Source organism: Agromyces sp. NBRC 114283 (assembly GCF_030268405.1).
GTDB classification, from domain to species: domain Bacteria; phylum Actinomycetota; class Actinomycetes; order Actinomycetales; family Microbacteriaceae; genus Agromyces; species Agromyces mediolanus.
This window is the reverse complement of the sequence record NZ_BSQP01000001.1, coordinates 621,795-647,041: the sequence shown is the minus strand read 5'-3', so window position 1 is coordinate 647,041 and position 25,247 is coordinate 621,795. Positions and strand designations below refer to the sequence as shown.

Here is a 25,247-nt window from a genome sequence, read left to right as displayed (position 1 = left end):
CGGCCCCGCGAATCCGGCCGTCTCCCCCGCTGCGCGGCGCGATCCTCACCGGATCCCGACGCGGCATCCGCCGAAGCGATTCAGAGATCCCGCGCCGGAATTCACCGTCCCCGCGTCCGGGGGCCGCGGGAGCGCCGCCGCGCATGTACTGAGCGCCGGGTGACCGTCGCGGGAGCGCGACGGCCCGGCACTGAGAGTGAGGGACCCCCGGTGAAGACCGACGAACGCGATCGGATGATCGTCGAGCACCTGCCGCTCGTGGGCTTCCTGGTGTCGAAGGTGATCGCGAGCGCCACCCACCTCTCCCGCGACGATCTCGCGCAGGCGGGCGCCGTCGCCCTCGTCAAGGCGGTCGACGCGTACGACGCCGAACGGGGCGTGCCGTTCGGCGCCTACGCGCGCGAGCGCATCCTCGGCGGCATCCGCGACGAGATGCGCGCCACCGACTGGGCGAAGCGCAGCACCCGGCAGACCATCAAGGAGACGGTCGCCGTCCAGGAGCAGCTGACCGCGGCCCTCGGCCGTCGCCCCTCGACGGGCGAGCTCGCCTCGGCGCTCGGCGTCGACCGCGCGACGGCCTCCGAGTACGAGGGCCTCGCGTCCCGCCGGGTCGGTCCCTACGACGAGGCCTTCGTCGGCGACGAGGCATCCGAGGTCATGCTCCCGGAGGCGGAGCTCGTCGTGCGCGAGCGGATCGAGTTCGCGCACGCCGCGGTCGCCGCGCTGCCCGAGCGGCTGCGCTACGTGATCGAGGAGATCTACTTCCACGACCGTGCGGTCACCGAGCTCGCCGAGGAACTGGGCGTCACGCACTCGGCCGTCTCGCAGCAGCGCAGCGAGGGCCTGCGCCTCCTGCGCCTCGGCGCTGCGGGGTACCTCGCGGACGAGACCGAACTGCCCCTGCAGGTGCCGGCCCCGAGCACCTCGCGGGCGAAGAAGTACCTCGACGACCTCGGCGGCGCCTTCGGCGGGCGCCGCAGCACCACACTCGCCTGAGCCGGGCACCCCCTGGCCCGGCTCAGGTGACCCCCTCCGGTCGGCCACTGCGCCGCATGCGGGCAGTATTTGCGGGTGCGGAGGCCCGGCGACCCGCAAATACTGACGTCGCGCGCGCTCAGCGGTGGCAGACTCGGACCCTGACCGCGATGGTCGGGTGCAGCACGAGGAGGAGCCGATGGGCGTCGTATTCCCGGACGGGGAGATCTCCGTCACGACTGCGGGCGGCGACGTCGTCCTCTTGCGCATCTGCGATCTGTGCGGCGCAGCCGTCGTCGAAGCCGAGGGCACCGACCTCTCGTTCCACAAGCGCTGGCACCGGGCGACCGGCTCCGGCAACTGGGTCGACCCCGCGACGGGCCGGCTTCACGGCCCCGGCAATCCGCTGGTTCCCGGCACCTCGTCAGGCTGAGGCCGCCGCGGCATCCCCGCGCGCCGGCCGCTCCTCGAACGTCTACGACGTCCCGGCGCTCGCGGCGGCCACGACGCCGATCACGATGACCACGGCGAAGACGGCGGCCCAGACGAGCAGGATGAGCCCGCTGATCACGACGCCCGTGATCGCCATGCCGCGGCCGGCCGGTTCCTTCTTCAGGCCGATGAATCCCAGGATCAGCGACAGCAGCGGGAGCAGGAACGTGAACCCGAAGACGATCGACACGAGCGCCAGCACCATCGAGGTGATGCTGAGCCCCCGGGGCGGGGGCGGCGGAGCGGCGGCCAGCACGATCTGCGGCGGGAGCTGAGGCGGGGAGGGCGGCTGGTTCGTCATTGGGATCCTGCTCGGTTCGGATGCGGTCGGCGTGCGGGTGCGCGGGCCAGGAATCCGGGTCGCCGCGCTCGACGTGATGGTATCCCGAGCGTAGCGGATCGATCCCGAGGCGCCCACGCGGCGCTGACTCCCCGCCGTCCTCGTGGCCACCGGGGGCGACGCGGCCCGAACCGCGGCTAACGGACCCGGATGCCGCGACCGAGAGTGGCTCTCGACGGTCCACGGATGGACCGCGACCGATCAAGGAAGAGATCACACCATGGGTATGCAGATCAACACCAACGTTGCGGCGTTCAACGCGCACCGCAACCTGACCAACACGCAGAACGAGCTGTCGAAGTCGCTCGAGAAGCTCTCGAGCGGTCTGCGCATCAACCGTGCTGCCGACGACGCCGCGGGCCTCGCGATCTCGGAGGGCCTGCGCTCGCAGATCTCCGGCACCAAGGTCGCGGCGCGCAACGCGCAGGACGGCATCTCCGTCATCCAGACGGCGGAAGGTGCGCTGACCGAGGTTCACAACATCCTCCACCGCATGCGCGACCTCGCGGTGCAGGGCGCCTCCGACTCGAACAACACCGAGTCGCGCGCCGCCATCCAGAAGGAGGCCGACGCGCTGAGCCTCGAGCTCTACCGCGTCTCGGAGGGCGTGAACTTCAACGGGATCGACCTGCTCAAGGGCGGCTCGCTGAACTTCCAGGTGGGCGCGGGCGACACCGCGAACGACACGATCGCGATCAACCTCGCGAACGTGGGCACCTCGGTCGGCACGCTGGCCTCGGCCGACGGCACCGCCGCCGGTGCGGGCTTCGTCGTCACCAGCAACGCGACCGCGAACACCACGCTGACCGCGATCGACACCGCCATCACGGCGATCTCGACCGCTCGCGCCGACCTCGGTGCGCAGCAGAACCGCTTCGAGTCGACCATCCGTACGCTGAACGTCTCGGCCGAGAACCTCTCGGCGGCCGAGTCGCGCATCCGCGACACGGACATGGCGGCCGAGATGGTCAGCTACACCCGCGCCAGCATCCTCTCGCAGGCCGGTACCGCGATGCTCGCCCAGGCCAACCAGGCCAACCAGGGCGTGCTGAAGCTCCTCGGCTGAGCCGCAGGGATCATCTGACCGAACCCGGCGGTGACCGAGGCGCTGCACTCCGCCCCGTCACCGCCGGGTTCGTCCCGTTCCACCGCACCACGACCGACCGCAAGGAGCAACGCATGGGGATCTCCCTCGACGGCCTCGTGAGCGGCCTCAACACGACCGAGCTCATCGCGAAGCTCATGGCCGCCGAGGCCGCGCCGCGCGCGCTCCTCGTGCAGAGCAAGGCGAAGGCTTCCTCCGTCGTCACCGACCTGCTCTCGCTGAACGCGCGCCTCGCCTCCCTCATGGAGCTCGCCCAGGGCGCGGCGAAGCCCGAAGCGCTGTCGAAGTTCACGACCTCCGCGACCGACCCCTCCGTCTCGGTCGCGACCCGCCCCGGCGCCTCCGCCGGCGGCATCGACCTCACCGTGACCCGCGTCGCGAGCGCGCACGTCATGGTCTCGGCCGCGATGCCGAGCCTGCCGGGCGTGCCGCCCGTGCTCACCATCGTGCGCCCCGACGGCACGCGCACGCAGCTCGTCGCGAGCAGCAGCTCGATCGAGGACGTCGCCCGCGCCGTGAACAACGCGGAGCTCGGCATCCGCGCCACTCGCATCCAGGCCGGCACCGACGCCGGCGGCGCGGCCCTCTCGCGACTCCAGCTCGCCTCGACCGAGACCGGCGCCGCAGCGTCCTTCCGCGTCTTCATCGGCAGCGAGGCCGACGTCGACGCCGGCACCGCCACCGAGCTCACCGATCAGCCCGGCGCGGCCCTGCTGCGCCAGGGCGCCGACGCCCAGGTCACCCTCTTCGCCGGCACGGCGGCCGAGCAGCAGCTGACGAGCGCCTCGAACACCTTCACCGACCTGCTCCCGGGCGTCGACGTCACCATCTCGAAAGTCACCTCGGCCCCGGTCACGATCGACATCGCGCCGAACACGAAGGAGTCGGCCACCGCCGCGCAGGCGTTCCTCGACAAGATCAAGGACGTGCTCGCCTTCATCGACGCGAAGTCCGCGAGCACGAAGTCGACGGATGCCTCGGGCAACCCGATCACGGTCGTCGGCAGCTTCACGAGCGACTCGAACATCCGCACGCTCCGCCAGGCGCTCGTCTCGGCCATCCAGGGCCCGGTCGCCGGCAACTCGATCGCCCCCTTCGGCATCAGCGTCTCGAAGGACGGCGAGCTCGAGTTCGACGCCGAGAAGTTCCAGAAGGCGCTCGAGACGAACCCGGCCGCGGTGCGCTCGGCCTTCGCCACCGTCGCGACCCGCATCGAGGAGGTCACCGACCGGTACGCCGACCGCTTCGACGGCCTGCTCACCAAGCAGATCCAGGGGCGTCAGACGACGATCGCCGACATGGACAAGCAGATCGAGTCCTGGACGCGGCGGCTCGAACAGCGCGAGGCGACCCTGAAGCGCACCTACTCGGCGCTCGAGGTCGCCCTCAGCAGCATGAACAAGCAGTCCGACTACCTCGCCTCGCAGCTCGCGAACCTGCCGACGTGGTCGAACTCGAACAAGTGATCCCCGCCCGGAAGGAGTCGGCATGACCGATCGGCTGAACGACTACCAGCGCACCGCCATCCTCTCGGCGAGCCCGGCGCAGCTGCTCACCATGCTCTACGACCGACTGCTGCTCGACCTGGACCGCGCCGAGCAGGCCCAGCTCGCGGAGCAGTGGGGCGAGGCGAGCGCGCAGCTGCTGCACGCCCAGGACATCGTGAGCGAGCTGCAGCGCACCCTCGACGTGCGCGTCTGGGACGGCGCGAGCCGGCTCATGGCGATCTACGACTACGTGTACCAGTCGCTCGTGCGGGCGAACATCTCGCGCGACGTGGAGCTCACCCGCGAGTGCCAGGCCCGGCTCGAGCCGCTCCGCCAGGCGTGGCACGAGGCCGCCGCGATGCCGGTCGCCGCACCGCTCGGCGGAGTCGCGCGTGTCGGCTGAGCCGACCGTCCCGGCCGAGCAGCACGATCCGACCGAACGGCTCGAGCCGACCGAACGGCTCGGCGAGGGAGCGGATGCCTCGGAGACGGCCGCATTGGGGGCGGCCGCCTCGGAGCCGTCCACGAGCTGGGCCCGGTGGCTCGACGAGCTGGAGCTGGCGCTCGCGGCGGACGGCCCGGCCACGCTCCCCGAGCCCGCGGGACTCGACCGTCTGCCCGCCGAGCTCGCCGCCCGGGCCGCCGCCCTGCGCGAGCGGATCGACGCGCGCGCCGCCGAGCTGCGCCGAGACCGCGACGACACCGCCGCCGAGCTCGCCCGGCTCGGTGCGGCGGGGGCCGCGGCATCCTCCGCCCCACGCCCCGCCTACCTCGACGCCACCGCCTGAGCCGTCCTGCGCAGCTCCGGCACCGCAGCTAACGGCGGCGGCACCCGCGACCGAGAGTGACCTTCGAGCACGGATCGCTCGAGACGAGGCCAGGGATCGGCCCCACCACGCACCCTGGGAGGATCGTGCTCGAATCCGTCTCCTCGCTCGCCCTCGCGAGCGCGCTCGACGGCCTCGCCGAGCGCCAGCGGGCCATCGCGAACAACATCGCGAACGTGAACACGCCGTTCTACACGGCCAAGCGCGTCCAGTTCGAGGACGCCCTCGCCGCCTCCATCGAGGCCGGCGACGGCCGCGTGCGCGCGACCACCCAGAACTCGCTCGAGCCGACGAAGCTCAACGGCAACAACGTCAACCTCGACACCGAGACGCTGTCGAACATCGACACCGTGCTGCGGTACCAGTTCGCGGCGCAGGCCGCGAACGGCCAGTTCACCTCACTGCGCACCGCGATGCGCACCAACGGATGACCCGGAGGACCCCATGACCTTCGACGCGATCGGCATCGCCGGCTCCGCTCTGACCGTGCACCGCAAGTGGCTCGACGCGGTCTCGGACAACCTCGCCAACGTCAACACGGCCACGCCGACGAACGGCGACGCCTTCCAGGCGCGCTACGTCATCGCCCAGGCCGGCGAGGGCACCTCCGGCGTGTACGTGCAGGGCGCCGCGTACGGCGACGCCGAGGGCCGCATGGTCTACGAGCCGGCGCACCCGCTCGCCGACGCGGAGGGCTACGTGCGGTACCCGGACATCGACCTGTCCAGCCAGATGGGCTCGCTGATCATGGCGCAGCGCGGCTACCAGGCGAACGCGGCCGTCGTCGACCGCGCCCGTGAGACCTACATGTCGGCCCTGCAGATCGGACGCAGCTGATGCCCATCCCCGGAGTGAACGGCGTGCAGGCCGGTGTGCAGGCGGTGGCGCAGAGCGCCTACCTCGAGGCGGACGCGAGCCGCACGAGCGGGGTGGCCGGCACCGGCGGCGCGGCCTTCGCGGGCGTGCTCGGCGCCGTCGACGGCGCGCAGGCGCTGCAGGCCGAGTCGAAGACGCTCGCGCTGAAGGCCGTCACGGGCGACCTCACCGACATCCACCGGGCCACGCTCGCGTCCTCGCGCGCGGCCGTCACGCTCGAGCTCGTCGCCGCCGTGCGCAACAAGGGCGTCGAGGCGTTCAACGAGATCATGCGGATGCAGGCCTGATGCCCGCCCCCGTCAAGGCCGGGCTCGCGCGGATCGGTGCGTTCGTCGGCGGCTTCAGCACCGCGCAGCGGGTGCTCGCCGTGCTCGCGGTCGGCCTGCTCGTGCTCGGCGTCGTCGGGCTCGCCGCCTGGCTCACGAAGCCGTCGTACACGCCGCTGTTCAGCGGGCTGTCCGGCTCCGACGCGAGCGCCGTCGTCGAGCAGCTGCGCTCCGGCAACGTGCCCTACGAGCTCGCCGACGGCGGCACCACGGTGCTCGTGCCCGAGCAGGTCGTCTACGAGGAGCGCATCAAGGCGGCCTCGGCCGGCCTCCCGGCGAACTCCGACGGCGGCGGCTACGCGCTGCTCGACGACCTCGGCATGACGACCTCCTCGTTCCAGCAGTCGGTGACGTACAAGCGCGCCATCGAGGGCGAGCTCGCGTCGACGATCAAGGCGATGAAGGGCGTGCGCTCCGCCTCCGTGCAGCTCGCGCTGCCCGAGGAGACCGTGTTCGTCTCCGAGAAGGTCGACCCGACGGCATCCGTCTTCATCGAGACCGACGCCGGCACGACCCTCTCGACGACGCAGGTCAACGCGATCACGCACCTCACGAGCGCTGCGGTGGAGGGCATGAAGGCCGAGGACGTCGCGGTCGTCGACGCGAACGGCAACGTGCTGTCCGCGGTCGGCGTCGGCGCCTCCGGCGGGGCCGAGAGCCGCGCGGCCGACTACGAGACCCGCACCACGACGGCCGTGCAGCAGATGCTCGACCGGATCCTCGGCTCGGGCAACTCCAGCGTGGCCGTCGCCGCGACGATCAGCGACGAGTCCGCCGAGGTGACGACCGAGCGCTTCGAGGGGGCCGAGGACACCCCGGCGCTCAACGAGTCGGTGAACACCGAGACCTACACCGGAACGGGCGGCGCCCAGGCGGGCGTGCTCGGCCCCGACAACATCGCGGTCCCGGGCGGCACCGGCGGCGACGGCACGTACACCTCGGAGCAGCGGGTGCAGAACAACGCCGTCGACAAGGTCACCGAGACCCGCAGCATCCCGGCCGGCGCCGTCGCCAGGCAGACCGTGTCCGTCGCGATCGACCGCACCGCGGCGAAGGGGCTCTCCTCGAACGCGATCCAGGACCTCGTCGCCGCCGCCGCGGGCATCGACCGCCAGCGCGGCGATGCCGTGAACGTCGAGCTCGTCGACTTCAGCACCGCCGACTCCGAGCGGGCCACCGAGGCGCTGCGCTCGGCCGAGGCGCAGGCCGAGCAGGACCGCATGGCCGAGCTCATCCGCTGGGGCGCCATCGCCCTCGTGACCCTCGTCGTCGGGATCGTCGGCGCGATCGTCATCGCCCGCCGCCTGCGCCCGCGCCGCGAACCGCTCGAGCTCGAGGAGGCCGTGCCGCACTACACGCAGGTGCTCGAGTCCGCGCCGGAGCCCATCGCCCTCGACGCGCCGACGGAGCCGATCGGCCCCGACCCGGCCGAGAGCCGCCGCAGCGACATCGCCCGGATGGCCCAGCAGGATCCCGAGCGCACGGCGAAGCTGCTGCGCGCCATGCTCGATGATCGGAGCGCCGGGTGAACGACGCCGCGACGATGACGGGCGCCCAGAAGGTCGCCCTCGTGCTGATGAACCTCGAGCGCGACCAGGCGGCCGCGCTGCTGAAGGAGTTCAGCGAGACCGAGGCCGAGGAGATCGCCGCCGAGATCATCCGGCTGCAGCGCGTCGACCTCGACGCCGCGGACCACGCGATCGCCGAGTTCCACGAGCTCGCCATGCGCGGCCGGCTCGCCGCCCGCGGCGGCCTCGACGTCGCCGAGGGGCTGCTCGAGTCCTCCTTCGGCAGCGAGCGCGCCACCGGCGTGATGAACCGCGTCGCCTCCTCGCTCGCCGGGCGCTCCTTCGAGTTCCTCGACGCCGCGGAGCCCGCCCAGGTCATCTCGCTGCTCGAGGCGGAGATGGCCGAGACCGTCGCCCTCGTGCTCACCCACCTGCGCACCCCGCAGGCCTCGAACATCCTCGCGGCGCTGCCCGACGTGCGCCGGGCCGACGTCGCCGAGTGCATCGCCGGGCTGTCGAGCGCGACGCCCGCCGCCGTGGCGATCGTCTCGCAGGTGCTGAAGTCGCGCGCCGCGTCGATGATCTCGCCGCGCAGCGCCGCCGAGGTGACCGGCGGCGTGCAGCCGCTCGTCGACATCATCAACCGCGCCCCGGTCGCGACCGAGAAGGCCGTGCTGGAGGCGCTCGAGCAGCGCAACCCCGAGCTCGCCGCCGAGGTGCGCAGCCGGCTGCTGACCTTCACCGACCTGGTGCGCTTCGAGGACCGCGATGTGCAGCTCATCGTGCGCGGCATCGACATGGGCGTGCTCGCCCTCGCCCTCCGCGGGGCGCCCGCCGCCGTCGAGGAGAAGATCCGCGGCAACCTCTCGGAGCGCAACCGCGAGCTGCTGAACTCCGAGGTCGAGCTGCTCGGCCAGGTGCGCGTCTCGCAGGTCGAGGAGGCGCGCTCCGAGCTCGTGCGCACCATCCGCGAGCTCGCCGAGGAGGGCCGGATCACCGTGCAGCGAGGGGACGCCGATGAGTTCGTCTCGTGAGGCCGCGTTCGGCACGATCGACTTCCCGCGCATCGGGCGCCAGGGCGAGGCGGATGCCGCGGCCGAGGAGCGCGGCTACGCGCAGGGGCTCGCGGCCGCCCGCCGACGCACCGAGGCCGAGCGCGAGGAGCTGCTGACGGCGATCGCCGCGCAGGCCGCCGAGCGCGAGGCGCGCCGCGACGCCGAGCACCGCGCCGCGATCGAGGCGCTCGTGCTCGCCCGCACGGCGCTCGAGGCGGCGGCGCTGCCGGTGCTCGCCGCGGCCGAGCGGCAGCTCGCGGAGGGCGCGCTCGCCCTCGCCGAAACGGTGCTCGGCACCGAGCTCGCCGCCGACCCGGACGGAGCGGCCCGGGCCGCCCTCGGCCGGGCGCTCGACCACGATGACGCAGCGCTCGTCACGCGCGTGCGGATGCATCCCGCCGCCCTCGCCCGCGTCGCCGCCGCGGCCCCCGAGCACCTCGAACTCGTCGCCGACGCCAGCCTCGGCGAGGCCGACGCCATCGCCGAGCTGCCCGACGGGCTCGTCGACGCCCGCATCGCCGCGGCCCTCGACCGGGCCCGCCGTGCCATCCGGGAGTCGCGATGACGACGATCCTCGACGCCCCCGCCTTCCGCTCCGCCCTGGACGCGGCCCGACCCGCCCGCCTCGGCCGGGTGCGCAGCGCCGTCGGCCTCGCGCTCGAGGTCGAGGGTCTGCCGCTCGCGGTGGGCGAGGTCGTCGAGCTCGGCGGAGCCTCCGCGGAGGTCGTCGCCGTGCGCCCCGGCGCGGCCTCGTGCATGCTGCTCACCCCGCTCGACGCCCCCGCCGTCGGGCTGCCCGTGCACCGCGTCGCGGGCACGGCGACCGCCCCCGTCGGTCGCGGCCTCCTCGGCCGGGTGATCGACGGGCTCGGCCGGCCCATCGACGGCCGCGGCCCGATCCGCGCCGAGGCGCAGGTGCCGCTCCGGCATCCCTCGCCCCCGCCGCTCGACCGCGCCCGCATCGACCGACGGCTGCAGACCGGGGTGCGCGTGCTCGACGCCCTCGTGCCGCTCGGCCGCGGCCAGCGGCTCGGCCTCTTCGCGGGTTCGGGCGTCGGCAAGTCGACCCTGCTGTCGATGATCGCCCGCGGCTCCGAGGCCGAGGTCTCGGTCATCGCGCTCATCGGCGAGCGCGGCCGCGAGGTGCGCGAGTTCCTCGAGGACGACCTCGGCCCCGCCGGCCTCGCCCGCTCGGTCGTCGTCGTGGCGACGGCCGACGAGCCCGCGCCGATGCGCCTGCGCGCCGCGCAGCTCGCCACCCGGATCGCGGAGCACGAGCGCGAGCGCGGCGCGCACGTCGTGCTCATGATGGACTCCCTCACCCGCGTCGCCATGGCGCAGCGCGAGGTCGGCCTCTCGGCCGGCGAACCGCCCGCGACGCGCGGCTATCCGCCCTCGACGTTCGCGCTGCTCGCGCGGCTCCTCGAGCGCGCCGGCGCCGGCACCAGCGGCTCGGTCACCGGGCTGTACACGGTGCTCGTCGACGGCGACGACCACAACGAGCCGATCGCCGACCAGGCCAGGTCGCTGCTCGACGGGCACGTCGTGCTCGATCGCCGCATCGCCGTGGCCGGGCGCTACCCCGCGGTCGACGTGCTCGGTTCGGTCTCCCGTGTCGCCGGCCGGATCACGCCGCCCGCGGAGCTCGCCGACGCCGCCGCCCTGCGCCGTGCCCTCGCCGCCCGCACCCAGGCGCAGGACCTCATCGACGTCGGCGCGTACCAGCCCGGCGCCAACCCGCTCGTCGACGCGGCGCTCGCGAACGAGCACGCGATCGATGCGTTCCTCGGGCAACGGCTGGGCGAGTCGACGCCGCTGGAGCAGACCACCGCCGCCCTCGCGGCGCTCGTCACTGCGATCGGAGGTGCCGCAGCATGAAGGGATTCCGCTTGGACGGCCTGCTGCGGGTGCGCCGGGTGCAGGAGGAGCGCACCGCGAGCGTGCTCGCCTCGCGCACCGCGAAGCTGCGCGACAGCGAGGCCCTGCGCGCCAGGGCGCAGCGCGAGCTCTCCGCCTACGGGGAGCCGGGCACGCAGCTCGAGACCCTGCGCGCGATCGCCGCGGCGCGGGCCTCGAGCGAGGCGATGCTCGCCGAGCTCCTCGCCGCGAGCACCCTGCTCGAGGCCGAGGTCGACGAGGCGAAGCTCACGCACGACGAGGCGCGCCGCCGCGTGCGCACCCTCGAACGCATGGAGGCCGCGCACGTCGAGGCCGAGCTCGAGACCGAGCTGCGCGTCGAGCAGAACCGACTGGACGAGATCGCGAACGGGCGTCGTGCCCGCGGAGGGGAGGAGTGATGGCCGCCGTCGACGCCGTCGCCCGAATGCAGGAGATCAGCCAGACCGTCGCCGCGCTGCAGGGCCGCCAGGCCGCCGCGAGCGACGGCACGGCCTTCGCCCAGGCGCTGCTCGCCGCGCTCGGTGCGAACGGGACCACCGCCGCGAACGCCGCCTCCGCCGCCTCGCTCGGGCAGAGCGGCCCGGTCGCCCAGGGCGTCACCGGCGAGGACCTCGTCGCCGAGGCCAAGACCTGGGTCGGCGTGCCGTACGTGCTCGGCGGGAACGACCGTTCCGGCGTCGACTGCTCGGGCCTCGTGCAGCAGGTGCTCGCGAAGTTCGGCATCGACGCGGAGCGCCGCGTCTCGCTGCAGACCGATCTCGGCGTCGAGGTGCCGTCGATGGCGCAGGCGCAGCCGGGCGACCTCATCATCACGAACAACGCCGACCACGTCGTGATCTACGCGGGCGACGGCATGATCGTGCACGCGCCGTACGAGGGCCGCACGGTCTCGTACCAGAAGAACTACCTCGACGAGTCGGACGTGCTGACGATCCGCCGGGTCGTGCCGGATGCCGGGCAGCCCGCCGCGGCCGCTCCGGTCGCCGCCGGAGCCGGTGGGCTCGGCGGCGCGGAGGTCGCGGCGCAGCTGCAGGCGCTGCTGGCCTCGTCGAGCGGTGGGCTCACGGGGCTCGGGACGGCCGGGATGCTCAGCGCCCTGCTCGGCCTCGGCGGCACGGGCGGGCTCGGCTCCGGGCTCGGCTCCGGCCTCGGAGCGGGATCGGGCCTCGGCACGGGTGCGCAGGGCGCCGGCGGGCTCGGCGACCTCGTCGCCGCGGCCCAGCTGCAGGCCATCCTCCGGAGCGCCGCATGACCGCGATCGCCCCGGCGCTCCCCGCGCCCGCCCCCGCCACGCGGACCGGCGGCCCCTCGGGCAGCGCAGGGGCCCACGACGGCGGCTTCGCGGCCGCGCTCGCGGGCGTCGCGGGCACCGCGCAGCAGCCGGATGCTTCGGGCACCGCTCCGGGTGCGGGAACCGGCCCGGCGCCCGACGGCGGCGCCGCGCAGCAACCGGCGAGCGAGGCGGCCCTCGATTCCCTCGCCGCCGCACTCCCCGCGGCCTTCGCGCCGACGGCTCCCGTTCCGGCTCCCGCCGCGGAGCCCGGGCTCGGGCTCGGGCCCGGGCTCGGGCTCGGGCCCGGGCTCGGGCTGCCGCAGGCCGAGCCCGGCGCAGTCCAGGACGGGGCGCTCGTCGTGAGCGGTGCGGGCGACGGCGACGCCGCGGCCGGTGCCGTGCTCGCCTCGGCCGCTGCTTCGGCGCCCGGGTCTGCTGCGAGGACGGCTGCGAGCGGCGAGGCGGCGAGCAGCACCTCGGGCGGCACCCCGGTCAGCCCCCTGGGCGTCGCCGGCGGCGCGCCCGCCGGCGGCGTCACCGGCGACGGGCTCGGCGGACAGCCGGGCTCCGGGCTCGGCGGCGGCGCGAACGGCGAGGCGCCGGCCGGCTCCCCATCGAGCACCGCGCCGGCGCCGGCGAACGCGAGCGGTGCGGCGTCCGCCGACCCCGCCGCAGCGGCGCGTCAGGGCCAGGCCACCGCCGACGGCACGGAGCGCGCTCGCGCCGGGGCCGAGGCATCCGCTCCGCCGCCCGGCTCGACCGTGCCCGGCGCGGCCGCCCCCTCGGCATCCGCGACCGCCCCCGCGACGCCGGCCACGGCGCCGACGGGCGAGGGGATCACCTCGCTCGCGGCCTCCGCGCCGGCCGCACCGGTCGCGGTCACCGCACCCGCGGCACCCGCCGCACCCGCCGCGGCCCCCGCCGGGGCATCCGCCGCGACCACGCCGCCGCTCGCCGAGCAGCTCGGCGGCCACCTCGTCTCCCTCGCCCGCCGCGGACCCGGCGAGCATCTCGTCTCGGTGCGCGTCGCCCCCGAGGAGTTCGGCCCGGTCACCGTGCGGGCCGTCGTCGGCGCCGACGGGCACGTGCGCGTCGAGCTGCACGCCCCGAACGATGCGGGCCGCGAGGCGCTGCGCCAGGCGCTCGGCGACCTCCGCCGCGACGGCGCGGCCGCCGGCCTCTCCGGCTCGCTCGACCTCGCCCCGCAGGACCGCGACGGCGGACGGCAGACCGGCGACGACGCCCGCACCGCCGCCCCCGCCGAGGAGCCGCGCGCCGCCGCCGCGCCCGCGCGCACCCTCGCCCAGACCCCCGTCCCCACCGGACCGATGCCGCCCGGCACCGGCCTCGACGTGATCGCCTAGGAGGCACCGGATGACCGTCGACTCCGTGAACGCGACCGCCGGCAGCGCCGGCGCGAGCATGTACACCGGCCAGGTGGCGACCCGCCGGCCGAAGCAGGAAATGGACGGCGAGCTGTTCCTGAAGCTGCTCGTCACCCAGCTCGCCAACCAGGACCCGAGCTCGCCCATGGACACCAACGCCATGATCGGGCAGACCACGCAGCTCGCCACGATGGAGCAGCTGACGGCGCTGTCGAAGCGGCAGGAGGAGTCCTTCTCGCTGCAGATGCGCACCGCCGCGGCCGCCCTGATCGGCAAGGAGGTGGAGTACCTCGACGCCGACGGCAAGACCGTGAAGGGCGTCGCCGGCTCCGTGTCCTTCGCCGGCCCGATCCCGACCGTCGACGTCGGCGGGGTCTCCGTCGCGCTCGACAAGCTCTCCGCCGTCCGCACCTGACCCCGTCGCGGCATCCGCTCGCGACCGCACCGACCACCACGACCGACCCCGCGCTCCAGCGCACGACCGAAAGGACGCCACCGTGCTCCGCTCGATGTTCTCCGGGATCTCCGGACTCCGCGCCCACCAGACCATGCTCGACGTCACCGGCAACAACATCGCCAACGTCAACACCACCGGGTTCAAGGGCTCGGCGACGCAGTTCCAGGACACGCTGTCGCAGCTCATCCAGGGCGGCGGCGCGCCCGGCGCCGCGATCGGCGGCACGAACCCCGCCCAGATCGGCCTCGGCGTGCAGATCGCCGGCATCAGCACGAACTTCACGCAGGGCTCCGCGCAGGCGACCGGCCGCGCGAGCGACCTGATGATCTCGGGCGACGGCTTCTTCGTCGTCAACGCCGGCGGCGAGACGCTCTACACCCGGGCCGGCTCGTTCGACTTCGACGCGCAGGGTCGCCTGGTGTCGCCGAACGGCGGCTTCGTGCAGGGCTGGATGGCGCAGAACGGCGTCGTGAACCAAGGCGCCGGGCTGCAGAACATCACCCTCCCCCGCGGCGTCGTCGCCCCGGCCGTGCCGACCACCTCGGTGCGGTTCACCGGCAACCTGCCGCTGGACGCCGCGGCCGGCACCGAGATCGTCCGTGACATCGACGTCTACGACGCCTCGGGCAACGCCACGAGCGTCACCCTCTCGTTCACGCGCAGCGCGACCGGCTGGGACGTCGCCTCGGGCGGCACCAACCTCGGCGCGATGACCTTCGTCGACGGACAGCCGACGGGCATCACCTCGGTCACCGTCGCCGGCGCGACGATCGACCTCGCCGGGGTCACCGGCTTCGCCGACCTCAGCACGCTGAAGGTCGCCGGGCAGGACGGCCGCCCCGCCGGCACGCTCGACGCCTACTCGATCGGCCCGGACGGCACGATCACGGGCACCTTCTCGAACGGTGCGACGCAGGCCGTCGGACGCATCGCCCTCGCGACCTTCGTCAATCCGGGCGGCCTCGAGAAGGCGGGCGACTCCTCGTACCGGGCGACCGCGAACTCGGGCGCCGTCGAGCTCGGCGCCGCCGGCGACCCCGGCTACGGCAAGCTCGCGAGCGGCTACCTGGAGATGTCGAACGTCGACCTCTCGCAGGAGTTCACGAACCTGATCATCGCGCAGCGAGGCTTCCAGGCGAACGCCCGGATCATCACCACGAGCGACGAGGTGCTGCAGGAGCTGACGAACCTGAAGCGCTAGCCGGAGCGCGCTTCGGCGTCGCCCGGGTCGCGGGCAACGTCTGCGCCACTTCGTGCTCCACGCGCCTCCTGTACTGGCGCAACGCGGCCGAAGTGGCGCAGACGGACCGCGTACGCTCACGCTCAGTTCGCCGCGACGCGCTTCCGGATGAGCGCGGTGAGCCGCGGAATCGGTACGCCGCACCCCTGGCCGTCGGATCGAACCGGATCTGCTGTGCGAGCGCGGTCATGATACGAGCAGCATCGAGACGAGCACCCGTCAACGGACCGGGCGTCAAGGCCCACCCGCCGATCTCCTCGACCGGATAGGTGTCGGCGATCGTCAGCAGATTGTGCAGGTCGACCAGGTCCTTCGCCTCCGCGCGCGACGTGGTCGCGTACGCCTTGATCACGGTCGCGGTCTCCGGCGTCGGGACGCGTGTGGTGAAGTCAAGCGTCGACCCGTCGAGGAGCAGGACTGACACCTCGAGGACGATGGGCCGCACCGCCAACGCGAGGTGAATCCCCGGGGCCGCGTCGAACATCCGCCCGCCGAGCTCTTCTTGACCGAACTTGCCGGTGGGCGCAGGAACCAGCAGGTCGATCTCCTGCCGCCCGTTGAAATAGGAATTGCCGCGTTCGGCCCGATATCCAGCGGCCGTCAGCGCCTCATGCACTTCTCCCGTTGCTGCGATCTCGGCGGTGATCGCAGCGTCCGCGTCGGCCGTCCGGCGCTGGATCGCCTCCGATGCCGGAAACGCCGCGAGCAGCAGCGCCACCATCTGGCCGCCCACGATCCGGGCATCGGGCAGGGCCTCGATGATCGCGGACGCATCGGCCAGCGCTCGGAACGCCGCATCGTCGGCGTTCGATGTCGACACGGTCGTCACCGCACGGTGGATCAGCTCCATCGCCGGTCCACCATCTCCCGAACCTTCTGCACAGCCTCGCCCGTATCGGGTCCCCCGATCTTCGACACGTCGTACGCCACGAGGATCGGGTCGACCGTCGCGATGGCTGAACTGAACTGGCCCCATGCGGCGGCCGTCGCCCAGATCGTCGGGTCCTTCGCAACGGTGAGCGTGAGGGTCGCTTCGCGTTCGTCGGCCTCTGCGAAGTCGAGCTCCGACAGCGGGAGGCCTCGTGTCGCATAGACGGCGGCGCGTCTGACCACTCGCCATGGCGCGAGTTCGTCGGCGCCGACGTCACCCGAGACGAGGGTGTCGGGGAACTGCCGATGCACGTCGTGCGCCTGAGCGGAGGGCGTGTCCAGCCTGAACCAATCCGTCGTGAACCCGCCGGCACCAGGGTACTGATCGACGAACTGGTCGAAGAGCTCGCCAGCTGCAGTCTTGGATCCGTTGCGCGCTGCCTGAGCTACGTCGCCCAACTCGCGCAGCGCGTGTGAGATCGCCGGTTGGCTGACCCCCACTGCCTCGGCCAGCTCAATCTGTCGTCTGAGCGGGAGTTGCATCGCCAACACTCTCATGAGGCCGAAGCGCGCCCATGCCGTGCGTTTCGACGGTGGACGGGCCGAAGGTTCTGAGAGCAGTGGGAGCTCGTGGCGTACTTCGCCGTGGATGATGGTGCGGTCGTTGACGGACACCAGAATCACCTGCCGGTTGTGTCGCGCGATCTCTTCGAGAGCCGGCGTGATCCGAGGAACGACGTAACCGAGGACCACATCCCGCGGATGTCGCGCCTGATGCCGCTCGAGTTCGCGCACGAGATCGGCTCGGCTCGGGCGTGATCTGACCTTGAGATTCACCAGGGCGCCGTCGACCTTGAGATCTGCTGCGCCCTCGATGCGGGCGTCCATTCCTGCTTGCTGGAGTATCTCCAGCGCCTGATTCTCCGTCAGATGTGCCACGGAGACAAATATAAGCTTGCAGAGGGATATTTCTGCAAGCTTATATTCACCGGACTCGACTCCACGAGCCATCCATCCCGCCCGCCCGGCGCTCTCCTCGGCGACGAATCCGGCGCTCGCCCTGCTGCTGTTCGCGACGTTCATGGGCGTGTCGATCGACGGGGTCGGGCGTACGCTGTGGGACGTCCGCTTCCTCGGCACGGTGATGCTCGTGAACGTCGCCGCGGTGCCGCCGCGGTCGGCGCCGAGGTCGCCGCGCTCGCGCGGCTCGTGCCGAGGCTCGTGCCCGCGCGCGAATAGCGGCCCCCGCTCAGTCGTCGATCGTGATGTAGGTCTTGCGCAGGGTCTCGTGCACGTGCCAGACGCCCTCCCAGCCGCTCGGCATCACGAGCGTGTCGCCCGCGCCGATCGTGGCCCGCTGCCCGCCCGTCGTCTCGACGGTGACGGAGCCGGAAAGGATCTGGCAGATCTCGGTGTACCCGTCGCGGCGCGCGGTGAAGCTGCCGGGCGAGCACTCCCAGAAGCCGACCTCGGTGCCGCCCGCGCTCCAGAGCGGGCTCGTCGCCTCGACGACGTCGGGCGTCGTGGCGGTCGGCTTCGGGGCCGGCTCGCCGAGCTCGGCGGCGAGCGGCTGGGACTGGATGACGAACTCGACGGTCATGCTGGTTCCTCTCAGGGACGCGCCACCGGGCGATCGAGCACGCCCGGGGCGATGGACGGACGCCTCAGTGCCGGCCGGCGATGAGGTCGGCGAGCCGTGCGGTCGGCGCGGTCGTGCTGCGCCCGGCGAACTCGGCCCGGTCGGCGTTGCGGTAGAGCCCGTAGATGCCCTGCACCGCGAGCCAGCGCAGCGGCTCGAACTCCCAGTTGCGCGCGCGGTGCCCCACCCAGGGCAGCCGCACGAGCTCGGTGTCGCGCTGCAGCACGAGGTCGGCGAGGGTGCGCCCGGCGAGGTTCGTCGCGGTGACGCCCGTGCCGACGTAGCCGCCGGCCCAGCCGAGCCCGGTCGAGGCATCCAGTCCCACCGTGGCGGCCCAGTCGCGCGGCACGCCGAGCACGCCGGCCCAGCCGTGCGCGATCGGCACCTCGGCCGCGGCCGGGAAGAAGCGGCGCAGCAGCGCCGTGAGCGACTCGATCGTCTGCGCCTGCGTCGCCCCGTCGGTGTCGACGCGCGAGCCGTAGCGGTACGGCACGCCGCGGCCGCCGAACGCGATGCGGTCGTCGGCGGTGCGCTGCGCGTACATGTAGACGTGCGCGAAGTCGCCGAGGGTGTCGCGGCCGGCCCAGCCGAGCTCGTCCCACACCGCGGCGGGGATGGGGTCGGTCACGATCATCGAGGAGTTCATCGGCAGCCAGCGGCGGTGCTCGCCCTTCAGGTTCGCCGTGAAGCCCTCGGTGGCGCGCAGCACATGACCCGCGCGCACGACGCCACGCTCGGTGACGGCCTCGCCGGGCCGGATCTCGGTGACGAGCGTCTGCTCGAGGATCGGCACGCCGAGCGCCTCGACGGCGGCGGCGAGACCGCGGGCGAGCTTCGCCGGGTGCACGCGGGCGCAGTGCGGGTGCCACACGCCGCCGAGCGTGCCGGCGACGTTCACGCGGGCGGCGGATGCCTCGGCCGAGAGCAGCTCGACGTCGGCGCCGGGCCACTCGGCCTCCGCCGCGGCGAACGCCCGCAGGCGGGCCAGCTGGGCGGGCGCGTACGCGACGTTGAGCTCGCCGCCCTTCACGAGGTCGGCGTCGATGCCCTCGACCTCGGTGACGCGGGCGACCTCGTCGACCGTCTCGTTCAGGGCGCGCTGCTGGGCGATGGCGGCCTGGCGGCCGTGTGACTTCGCGTAGCGCTCGCGACCGCCGGTCACGGAGTTGGTGAGCCATCCGCCGTTCCGGCCGGAGGCGCCGAAGCCCGCGAAGCGCGCCTCGAGCACGACGACTCGGAGGTCGGGCTGGAGGGTCTTCAGGTAGTACGCCGTCCAGAGCCCGGTATAGCCGCCGCCGACGATCGCGACGTCGACGTCGAGGTCGCCGTCGAGTCCCTTGCGCGGCGCCGGGAGTCCCAGCTGCTGCCACCACCACGACACTCCGCCGTTGCCCGTCATCGTTCCCTCCATGCGACGTTCCGTCCGACGACGGCCGTCCGTTCGATCATGCGGGACGCCCCGGTCGGGGCGCCACCCTCCAACTGCTGGCTTTCCGGACGCCGTCCGGACGATGTGTCGTGCGCGGTCGCTCGGGCGCTCACCGGGCGCGCTCCGCGACCGTGCGACCGCCGACGATCGTGCGCTCGACGCCGATGCCGCCGATCCCGTCGGGCGCGACCGAGTACGGGTCGGCGTCGAGCACGACGAGGTCCGCACGGAGGCCCGGGGCGATCCGCCCCTTCTCGCGCTCCTCGCCGACGCCCTCGGCCGCCCAGCTCGTGAACATCCGCACCGCGTCGCGCACCGGGATCCGCTCGGGCGAGGGCCCGCCGTCGGCGCCGGTGCGTCCGGCCGCACCGGCGATGTTCGCGAGCGGGCCGACGGCGTCGGGTACGGTGCCGGTCGAGTCGGTCGCGCCGATCACGCGGTGCCCCGCGGCGACGAGGCTCGCGAGCGGCTGGAAGCCCTCGCGGTCCGCGTCGGACGACGTCGCGAAGTGCGGCGTCGCCACAAGGCCGACCCCCGCGGCCGCGATGCGCGGCAGATCGGCGAGGTCGACGTAGTCGCCGCCGTGCTCGATCCGGTGCCGCACCCGGGCCGGGCGCTCCCGGCGGGTCGCGATCACGGCGTCGCAGGCGAGGCGGATGGCCCGGGGCGTGACCGCGTGCATCATGAGCTGCACCCCGGCGGCGTCCGCGCGGTCGACGAAGCGTGCGAGCTCCTCGGGCGCCCACTTCACGTCGTCACGGGCGTGACCGAGTCCGTCGCCGCCCTCGCCGTCGACGAAGATCTTCACCCCGCCGAAGCGCAGCCGCTCGTCGCCGAAGCCGGACTCGGGGCCCCAGGCGAGCACCTCGTCGAGGCTCGCGGTGCGCGGCACGTGCGTGAACCAGCGCACCCGGAACGGCAGCTCGCCCGACTGCGCCAGCCGGTGCAGGGCGCGCACGTCGTCGGCCGAGGTCGAGATCGTGCTGAGGCTCGTCGTGCCCTGCCGGGAGAACACCGGCACGGCGTGGGCGCGGAGCGCGGCCATCGCCTCCTCGACGGTGCACGTGGGCAGCCGGTCCCACACCTCGGTGAACACCCCGGTCGGGCCGTCGGCGTCGCGGTGCACGGTGATCCACCCCGGCAGCGCGTCGGGATCGGCGAGGCCGAGCTCGCGCATCGCCGCGGTGTTCAGGCAGGCGACGTGGAGGCCGGCGAGCACCACGATCGGCTGGGTCGGGCTCACCCGGTCGAGCTCGGCCCGGTGCGGCAGCCGGCCCTCGGCGACGTCGCGCTGCAGGCCGAAGGGGCCGCGGCCGACGATCCAGCCCTCGGGCCGGGCCCGGCGCGCGGCGGCGAGCACGTCGAGCATCTCGGCGAGGCTCGCGTGCCCGTGCAGCGGCACGTGGTGCTCGAGCGCCTGCACGGTGAGCTCGAGGTGGCAGTGCCCGTCGACGAAGCCGGGCAGCACGACGAGGCCGTCGAGGTCGACGGTCTCCTCGGCGTCGCGGATCCCGCCGGGCTCGGCGACCCGCACGATGCGGCCGTCGCGCACGAGCAGCTCCGCTGGTCGCGGCGCGGCCTCGTCGTCGACGAGCACGCGGGCGCCGCGGTACGCGACGGCGGGGCCGGGAACGACGGATGCCTCGTCCAGCGCGAGGCCGCTCACGCCGCCCGCTCCGCGGAGCCGGGCACCGGCACGACGACGGCGTGCTCGGCGTCCCAGCCGACCGTGACGGTGTCGCCGAGCGCGATCGGCGCCGGGGCGTCGACACCGTCGTGCAGCAGGCCGCTCGAGCCGTCGGCGTAGCGCAGGGTCACCCGGCGGAACGCACCGAAGTACGCGATGTTCACGACCCGGGCCTCGACGCGGTTCTCCATGCCCGAGGCATCCGCACCGCCGGAGGCATCCGCGACCCCGACGAGGCGCAGCCGCTCGGGCCGCACGACGACCGCGGCCGAGCCGCTCGCCGGACCGTCGCCCGTGAAGCGCAGCGGCTGCTCGCCGAAGCGCAGCACGCCCGGCCCGGCCAGCTCGCCGCGGAACACGTTCGATTCGCCCAGGAACTCGGCCGCGAAGAGCGAGGCGGGGCGCTCGTAGAGCTCCGTCGGCGCGCCCACCTGCACGACCCGCCCCCGGTCGAAGAGGACGATCCGGTCGGAGAGGCCGAGCGCCTCGCCCTGGTCGTGCGTGACGAAGAGGAACGTCGTGCCCACCTCGCGGTGGATGCGGCTGATCTCGACCTGCATCCGGTCGCGGAGGGCCTTGTCGAGCGCGCCGAGCGGCTCGTCCATGAGCAGCACCGGCGGACGGTAGACGAGCGCCCGGGCGAGGGCGACGCGCTGCTGCTGCCCGCCCGAGATCTGCTTCGGCGTGCGGTCGCCCAGGCCGTCGAGACGCACCATCGCGAGCGACTCCTCGATGCGCGCGCCGATCTCGACCTTCGAGAGCCCCCGGCCGTGCAGGCCGAAGGCGATGTTCTCGCGCACCGTCATGTGCGGGAACAGCGCGTAGTTCTGGAACACGACGCCGAGGTTGCGCTTGCTCGGCGGCAGCGCGGTGACGTCGGCGCCGGCGATCTCGATCCGCCCCGAGCTCGGCTTCGCGAAGCCCGCGATCGTGTTCAGCGTCGTCGTCTTGCCCGAGCCGCTCGGGCCGAGGAAGGTGACGAACTCGCCGGGCTCGACGGTGAGGGAGACGTCGTCGACGCCGATCGTGCCCGAGCGGAACCGCTTCGTGACCCGGTCGAGACGCACCCCACCGGTGCGCGTGGTGGGGGCCGGCTGCGCGGTCGTGGCGCTGCGGTCGGTCATGAGCTGCTCGCTTTCTGGCTGGAGCGCCGGCGGGTGAAGGCCGGCAGCAGGACGATCGCCGTGGTGAGGGCGAGGATGACGGTGGAGACGGCCGCGATCGTGGGGTCGACCTCGTTCGTGACGCTGACGAACATCTCGATCGGCAGAGTGCGGATCGCGGGGGACTGCAGGAAGCTCGCCGCGACGACCTCGTCGAAGGAGGTCACGAAGGCGAACAGCGCGCCCGCGCCCACGCCCGGCGCGATCGCCGGCAGGGTGACCCTGACGAAGGTGCGCCACGGGCCCGCGCCGAGGCTCGCCGCGGCGCGCTCCAGCATCGGGTCGGTGGTGCTGAGACTCGACGTCACCGTCACGATGACGAAGGGGATCGCGAGCACCGTGTGCGCCAGCAGGAAGCCGAGCAGATTGCCCGTGAGCTGCCAGCGCAGATACACCGAGTAGATCGCGACCGCCGAGACGATGCCGGGCACGATCATCGGCGCGACGAGCACGCCGGTCGCAAGGGCGGCGACGCGGCCGCCGAGGCGGTGGATGCCGAGGGCCGCGGCCGTGCCGAGCACGGTGCAGATCAGGGTGACGAGCACGCCGACGAGGATCGAGGTGCCGATCGCGGAGGTCCAGCGCTGGTCGGTGAAGAGGTTCACGTACCAGTCGACCGAGAGCCCGTCCGGCGGGAACTTGAAGCTCCGCTTCTCCGCGAAGGAGATCGGCACCACGACGAGCAGCGGTGCGACGAGCAGCACGGCGACGAGGATCGCCCAGAGGCGGAGGCCCCAGCCGGCGCGGGTGGTCTCATCCATCGTCACGGCCTCCGTCCGTCTTCGCGCCGGGCACGAGCGCGCGCACCCCGCCGCCGACGGCGAGCAGCAGCACGACCGTGATGACGAGCAGCACGACCGAGATGGCCCCGGCGCCCGGGAAGTCGAGCAGCTTGCCGACCTTCGTCTCGATCAGCTGGCCGACGAGGGACTGCTGCGGCGAGCCGATCAGCCGCGGCGTCACCCAGAAGCCGAGGCTCAGGATGAAGACGAGCACCGAGCCCGCGGCGACGCCCGGCACGGACAGCGGCAGGTAGACGGTGCGGAAGGCGCGGAGGCGCGAGGCGCCCATCGAGTGCGCCGCGCTCAGCAGCCGCCGGTCGATGCCGGTCATCGTGTTGAACAGCGGCAGCACCATGAAGGGCAGCAGCACCTGCGTCATCGCGATCGTGACGCCCAGCTGCGAGCCGAGCAGCTTCACCCCGTCGAGGCCGAGGAAGCCGAGGAAACCCGCGACGGGCCCGCTCGGCTGCAGCAGCACGATCCACGCGAAGGTGCGCGCCATGAGGCTCGACCAGAACGGCAGCAGCACGAGGAAGAGCAGGAAGGTGCGCATCCCGGGACCGCAGAGGCTCATCAGGTAGGCGTACGGGTACGCGAGCAGGAGCGTGACGACGGTCACGAGCAGGGCCACGACGAGGGTGCGCACGAGGATCGTCACCGTCGTCTCGTTCGTGACGAGATCGACGTACTGACCGAAGCCCGGCGTGGGCTCCAGGAAGCTCCGCGCCGACAGTGCGATGACCGGGTACACGAAGAACACGAGCACCACGGCGAGCGCGGGCAGCAGCAGGAGCAGCGCCCAGGTGCGGGAGCGCGCGGTCCTCATGCCGAGCCCTCCCGGTGCCAGACGATCTCGCCGCCGACGACCGTGAGCTCGGCCTCGAGCGAGGCGAGCCGCTCGGGCGGGAGGGTGCGCGGGTCCTCCGCGTAGACGGCGCAGTCGCCGTGCATGCCGACCCCGAGGGCGCCGATGCGGCGCTCGTTGAAGCCCGCCTCGGCGGCGAACTCCGTGTAGGTGCGGAGCGCGGTGTCGACGTCGACGGCCTCCTCGGGGGCGACGATCGCGCCCGAGCCGGTGCGCCGGTCGAGCATGCGGGCGACGCCGAACCAGGGGTTCGTCGCGAAGGGCTGCGTGCCGCCCGTGTCGGAGTTGCCGGGCGGGCGCATCCCCGCCTCGACGAGCGTTCGGTACGCATAGACGCCCGTGCCGGCGTCGGCGTGGATGAATCCCGCCGTCGGCACCGCGATCACGTCGAGCTCCCGCATCCGGCGCACGATCGCGTCGTCGACCCAGAGGTTCGCAGCGTGCTCGAGCCGCGTGCGGCGGTCGCCGGGGCCGGCGACGCGCGCGGCCTCCTCGATCGCGTCGAGGGCGAGGTGCTGGGCGAGGTCGCCGATCGCGTGGATCCACACCTGCAGCCCGGCGCGGTGCGCCACCGTCAGCACGTGCACGATCTCGGCGTACTGGCGGGTGTTCGTGCTCCAGTGCCCCGGGCTCTTGTCGAGGTGCGCCGAGTCGAAGGCAGAGGTGTCGTCGCCGTCGAGGAAGACCTTGAGGCCGCCGAGCCAGAGCCGCTCGTCGCCGAAGCCGGAGGCGAGCCCCGTCTCGGCGAGCTGCTCCGGCGAGCGGAGGATCGCGTGCAGCCCGGGCGCGACGGTCAGCGTGAGGCTGAGCCGCGCGGGCAGCTCGCCGGCGGCGCGCAACGCCTGATAGGCGCGGATGCCGTCGGCCGTCGCCGGCAGCTCGTAGATGGTGGTCACGCCGTGCCTGGCGAAGGACTCGCGCAGCTCGTCGCGGAGCATCGCCCGCAGCCGCTCGGGCGGCGGGGCCGGCACCGGGAAGAGGTGGTAGCCCTCCTCGACGACGCCGCTCGGGGCGCCGTCCTCGCCGATCACGACGAGGGTGCCGACGGGCGAGGTGGCGCCGCGGACGAGCCCGGCCCGCTCCAGGGCCGCCGTGTTCGCGGTGAGCCGGTGCATGCTCTCCCGGACGAGGATCGGCACCTCCCGGGACACCGCGTCGAGTTCGTCGCGGCTCGGCAGGTCCTGCCCGTAGGTGCCCTGGGCGACGAGCCAGCCGTCGACGCCGTCGGCGACGGCCGCCGCCAGCCGGGCGAGCGTCTCAGCGCGGGGCGCCTGCCGCACGTCGAGCCAGTCGCGGCTCAGCGCGCAGAACTCGACGTGGGTGTGCGAGTCGATGAGGCCGGGCAGCACGGTGCGACCGTGGAGCTCGACGACGGGGGTGCCGGGCCGGGCGGCGGCGAGCACCTCCTCGGTGGTGCCGACGAGGCGCACGGCGCCGTGCTCGATGAGCAGCGATTCGGCGTCCGGCGTGCCGGGGTGCAGGGTGGCGATGGTGCCGCCCACGAGGGCGAGGTCGTTCATATGGCTCCGTCGATGGCTCGGATGCTGGCTGGGGACGCGCGTCGGCG

At 73.4% G+C, this 25,247-nt stretch carries 28 protein-coding genes; 18 read left to right on the top strand and 10 right to left on the bottom strand.

Going from position 1 to position 25,247, the window contains the following annotated elements:
- Window positions 1-210: 210 nt before the first annotated feature.
- Window positions 211-996 carry a sigma-70 family RNA polymerase sigma factor gene (locus tag QSJ60_RS03110; RefSeq protein WP_189084221.1) on the top strand — a complete coding sequence of 262 codons (786 nt, stop codon included), beginning with the start codon at window positions 211-213 and terminating at the stop codon, window positions 994-996.
- Window positions 997-1,174: 178 nt separating this feature from the next.
- On the top strand, window positions 1,175-1,408 hold the full coding sequence (locus QSJ60_RS03105; protein WP_285462483.1) for a histidine ammonia-lyase: 234 nt from the start codon (window positions 1,175-1,177) through the stop codon (window positions 1,406-1,408).
- A gap of 42 nt (window positions 1,409-1,450) precedes the next feature.
- On the opposite strand, the gene QSJ60_RS03100 is transcribed toward QSJ60_RS03105, so the two are convergent.
- Window positions 1,451-1,768: a DUF4190 domain-containing protein gene (locus tag QSJ60_RS03100; protein WP_285462481.1), complete on the bottom strand. Its 318-nt coding sequence runs from the start codon at window positions 1,766-1,768 to the stop codon at window positions 1,451-1,453.
- A gap of 259 nt (window positions 1,769-2,027) precedes the next feature.
- Between QSJ60_RS03100 and QSJ60_RS03095 the strand changes: the two genes are divergently transcribed.
- The 16 genes from QSJ60_RS03095 to QSJ60_RS03020 all read left to right on the top strand — a co-directional run bounded on the left by QSJ60_RS03095 (window position 2,028) and on the right by QSJ60_RS03020 (window position 15,206).
- Entirely contained in the window at window positions 2,028-2,873 is an 846-nt protein-coding gene (locus QSJ60_RS03095; protein WP_285462479.1) for a flagellin N-terminal helical domain-containing protein, read from the top strand.
- A gap of 113 nt (window positions 2,874-2,986) precedes the next feature.
- A complete protein-coding gene (gene fliD, locus QSJ60_RS03090) occupies window positions 2,987-4,378 on the top strand; it encodes a flagellar filament capping protein FliD (protein ID WP_189084218.1) in 1,392 nt (463 codons plus the stop codon).
- A gap of 22 nt (window positions 4,379-4,400) precedes the next feature.
- Window positions 4,401-4,802 (top strand): flagellar export chaperone FliS, encoded by a 402-nt coding sequence (gene fliS, locus QSJ60_RS03085; RefSeq protein ID WP_285462477.1) that lies wholly within the window; start codon window positions 4,401-4,403, stop codon window positions 4,800-4,802.
- Window positions 4,792-5,187: a hypothetical protein gene (locus QSJ60_RS03080; RefSeq protein WP_285462475.1), complete on the top strand. Its 396-nt coding sequence runs from the start codon at window positions 4,792-4,794 to the stop codon at window positions 5,185-5,187. Before fliS ends, QSJ60_RS03080 begins: the two co-directional genes overlap by 11 nt.
- Before the next feature lie 125 nt (window positions 5,188-5,312).
- Window positions 5,313-5,657: a flagellar basal body rod protein FlgB gene (locus QSJ60_RS03075; RefSeq protein WP_189084215.1), complete on the top strand. Its 345-nt coding sequence runs from the start codon at window positions 5,313-5,315 to the stop codon at window positions 5,655-5,657.
- 13 nt (window positions 5,658-5,670) lie between these two features.
- A complete protein-coding gene (locus QSJ60_RS03070) occupies window positions 5,671-6,063 on the top strand; it encodes a flagellar basal body rod protein FlgC (RefSeq protein ID WP_285462473.1) in 393 nt (130 codons plus the stop codon).
- Window positions 6,063-6,389 (top strand): flagellar hook-basal body complex protein FliE, encoded by a 327-nt coding sequence (fliE, locus tag QSJ60_RS03065; RefSeq protein ID WP_285462471.1) that lies wholly within the window; start codon window positions 6,063-6,065, stop codon window positions 6,387-6,389. The genes QSJ60_RS03070 and fliE overlap by 1 nt, the downstream gene beginning before the upstream one ends.
- Window positions 6,389-7,957 carry a flagellar basal-body MS-ring/collar protein FliF gene (gene fliF / locus QSJ60_RS03060; RefSeq protein WP_285462470.1) on the top strand — a complete coding sequence of 523 codons (1,569 nt, stop codon included), beginning with the start codon at window positions 6,389-6,391 and terminating at the stop codon, window positions 7,955-7,957. Before fliE ends, fliF begins: the two co-directional genes overlap by 1 nt.
- A complete protein-coding gene (fliG, locus tag QSJ60_RS03055) occupies window positions 7,954-8,970 on the top strand; it encodes a flagellar motor switch protein FliG (protein WP_308085220.1) in 1,017 nt (338 codons plus the stop codon). The genes fliF and fliG overlap by 4 nt, the downstream gene beginning before the upstream one ends.
- Window positions 8,954-9,556 carry a FliH/SctL family protein gene (locus QSJ60_RS03050; RefSeq protein WP_285462469.1) on the top strand — a complete coding sequence of 201 codons (603 nt, stop codon included), beginning with the start codon at window positions 8,954-8,956 and terminating at the stop codon, window positions 9,554-9,556. Before fliG ends, QSJ60_RS03050 begins: the two co-directional genes overlap by 17 nt.
- Window positions 9,553-10,869 (top strand): FliI/YscN family ATPase, encoded by a 1,317-nt coding sequence (locus tag QSJ60_RS03045; RefSeq protein ID WP_285462468.1) that lies wholly within the window; start codon window positions 9,553-9,555, stop codon window positions 10,867-10,869. Before QSJ60_RS03050 ends, QSJ60_RS03045 begins: the two co-directional genes overlap by 4 nt.
- On the top strand, window positions 10,866-11,288 hold the full coding sequence (locus QSJ60_RS03040) for a flagellar FliJ family protein (protein ID WP_230767326.1): 423 nt from the start codon (window positions 10,866-10,868) through the stop codon (window positions 11,286-11,288). The genes QSJ60_RS03045 and QSJ60_RS03040 overlap by 4 nt, the downstream gene beginning before the upstream one ends.
- Complete coding sequence (locus tag QSJ60_RS03035) at window positions 11,288-12,142, top strand: C40 family peptidase (RefSeq protein ID WP_285462467.1); 855 nt, start codon at window positions 11,288-11,290, stop codon at window positions 12,140-12,142. Before QSJ60_RS03040 ends, QSJ60_RS03035 begins: the two co-directional genes overlap by 1 nt.
- Window positions 12,139-13,527, top strand: coding sequence for a flagellar hook-length control protein FliK (locus QSJ60_RS03030; protein WP_285462466.1), 1,389 nt, complete (start codon window positions 12,139-12,141; stop codon window positions 13,525-13,527). The genes QSJ60_RS03035 and QSJ60_RS03030 overlap by 4 nt, the downstream gene beginning before the upstream one ends.
- Before the next feature lie 10 nt (window positions 13,528-13,537).
- Window positions 13,538-13,963, top strand: a complete 426-nt coding sequence (locus QSJ60_RS03025; protein WP_189084206.1) for a flagellar hook assembly protein FlgD — start codon at window positions 13,538-13,540, stop codon at window positions 13,961-13,963.
- Window positions 13,964-14,045: 82 nt separating this feature from the next.
- A complete protein-coding gene (locus QSJ60_RS03020; protein WP_189084205.1) occupies window positions 14,046-15,206 on the top strand; it encodes a flagellar hook protein FlgE in 1,161 nt (386 codons plus the stop codon).
- Here the strand turns inward: QSJ60_RS03020 and QSJ60_RS03015 are convergent.
- The 9 genes from QSJ60_RS03015 to QSJ60_RS02975 form a co-directional block, all read right to left on the bottom strand.
- The gene (locus QSJ60_RS03015; RefSeq protein WP_285462463.1) at window positions 15,157-16,095 is read right to left on the bottom strand and encodes a hypothetical protein; all 939 of its coding nucleotides are present in this window, start codon (window positions 16,093-16,095) and stop codon (window positions 15,157-15,159) included. The genes QSJ60_RS03020 and QSJ60_RS03015 overlap by 50 nt on opposite strands.
- Complete coding sequence (locus QSJ60_RS03010; RefSeq protein WP_285462461.1) at window positions 16,086-17,198, bottom strand: helix-turn-helix domain-containing protein; 1,113 nt, start codon at window positions 17,196-17,198, stop codon at window positions 16,086-16,088. Before QSJ60_RS03010 ends, QSJ60_RS03015 begins: the two co-directional genes overlap by 10 nt.
- Window positions 17,199-17,364: 166 nt before the next feature.
- Window positions 17,365-17,715: a cupin domain-containing protein gene (locus QSJ60_RS03005; protein WP_285462460.1), complete on the bottom strand. Its 351-nt coding sequence runs from the start codon at window positions 17,713-17,715 to the stop codon at window positions 17,365-17,367.
- A 64-nt stretch (window positions 17,716-17,779) separates the two neighbouring features.
- A complete protein-coding gene (locus QSJ60_RS03000; RefSeq protein ID WP_285462458.1) occupies window positions 17,780-19,165 on the bottom strand; it encodes an NAD(P)/FAD-dependent oxidoreductase in 1,386 nt (461 codons plus the stop codon).
- Window positions 19,166-19,292: 127 nt separating this feature from the next.
- Complete coding sequence (locus QSJ60_RS02995) at window positions 19,293-20,849, bottom strand: amidohydrolase (RefSeq protein ID WP_285462456.1); 1,557 nt, start codon at window positions 20,847-20,849, stop codon at window positions 19,293-19,295.
- Window positions 20,846-21,994: an ABC transporter ATP-binding protein gene (locus QSJ60_RS02990; RefSeq protein ID WP_285462454.1), complete on the bottom strand. Its 1,149-nt coding sequence runs from the start codon at window positions 21,992-21,994 to the stop codon at window positions 20,846-20,848. The genes QSJ60_RS02995 and QSJ60_RS02990 overlap by 4 nt, the downstream gene beginning before the upstream one ends.
- Window positions 21,991-22,794, bottom strand: coding sequence for an ABC transporter permease (locus QSJ60_RS02985; protein WP_230767314.1), 804 nt, complete (start codon window positions 22,792-22,794; stop codon window positions 21,991-21,993). Before QSJ60_RS02985 ends, QSJ60_RS02990 begins: the two co-directional genes overlap by 4 nt.
- Entirely contained in the window at window positions 22,787-23,641 is an 855-nt protein-coding gene (locus QSJ60_RS02980; protein WP_285462452.1) for an ABC transporter permease, read from the bottom strand. Before QSJ60_RS02980 ends, QSJ60_RS02985 begins: the two co-directional genes overlap by 8 nt.
- Window positions 23,638-25,200 (bottom strand): amidohydrolase, encoded by a 1,563-nt coding sequence (locus QSJ60_RS02975; protein WP_285462451.1) that lies wholly within the window; start codon window positions 25,198-25,200, stop codon window positions 23,638-23,640. The genes QSJ60_RS02980 and QSJ60_RS02975 overlap by 4 nt, the downstream gene beginning before the upstream one ends.
- Between the last annotated feature and the right edge of the window lie 47 nt (window positions 25,201-25,247).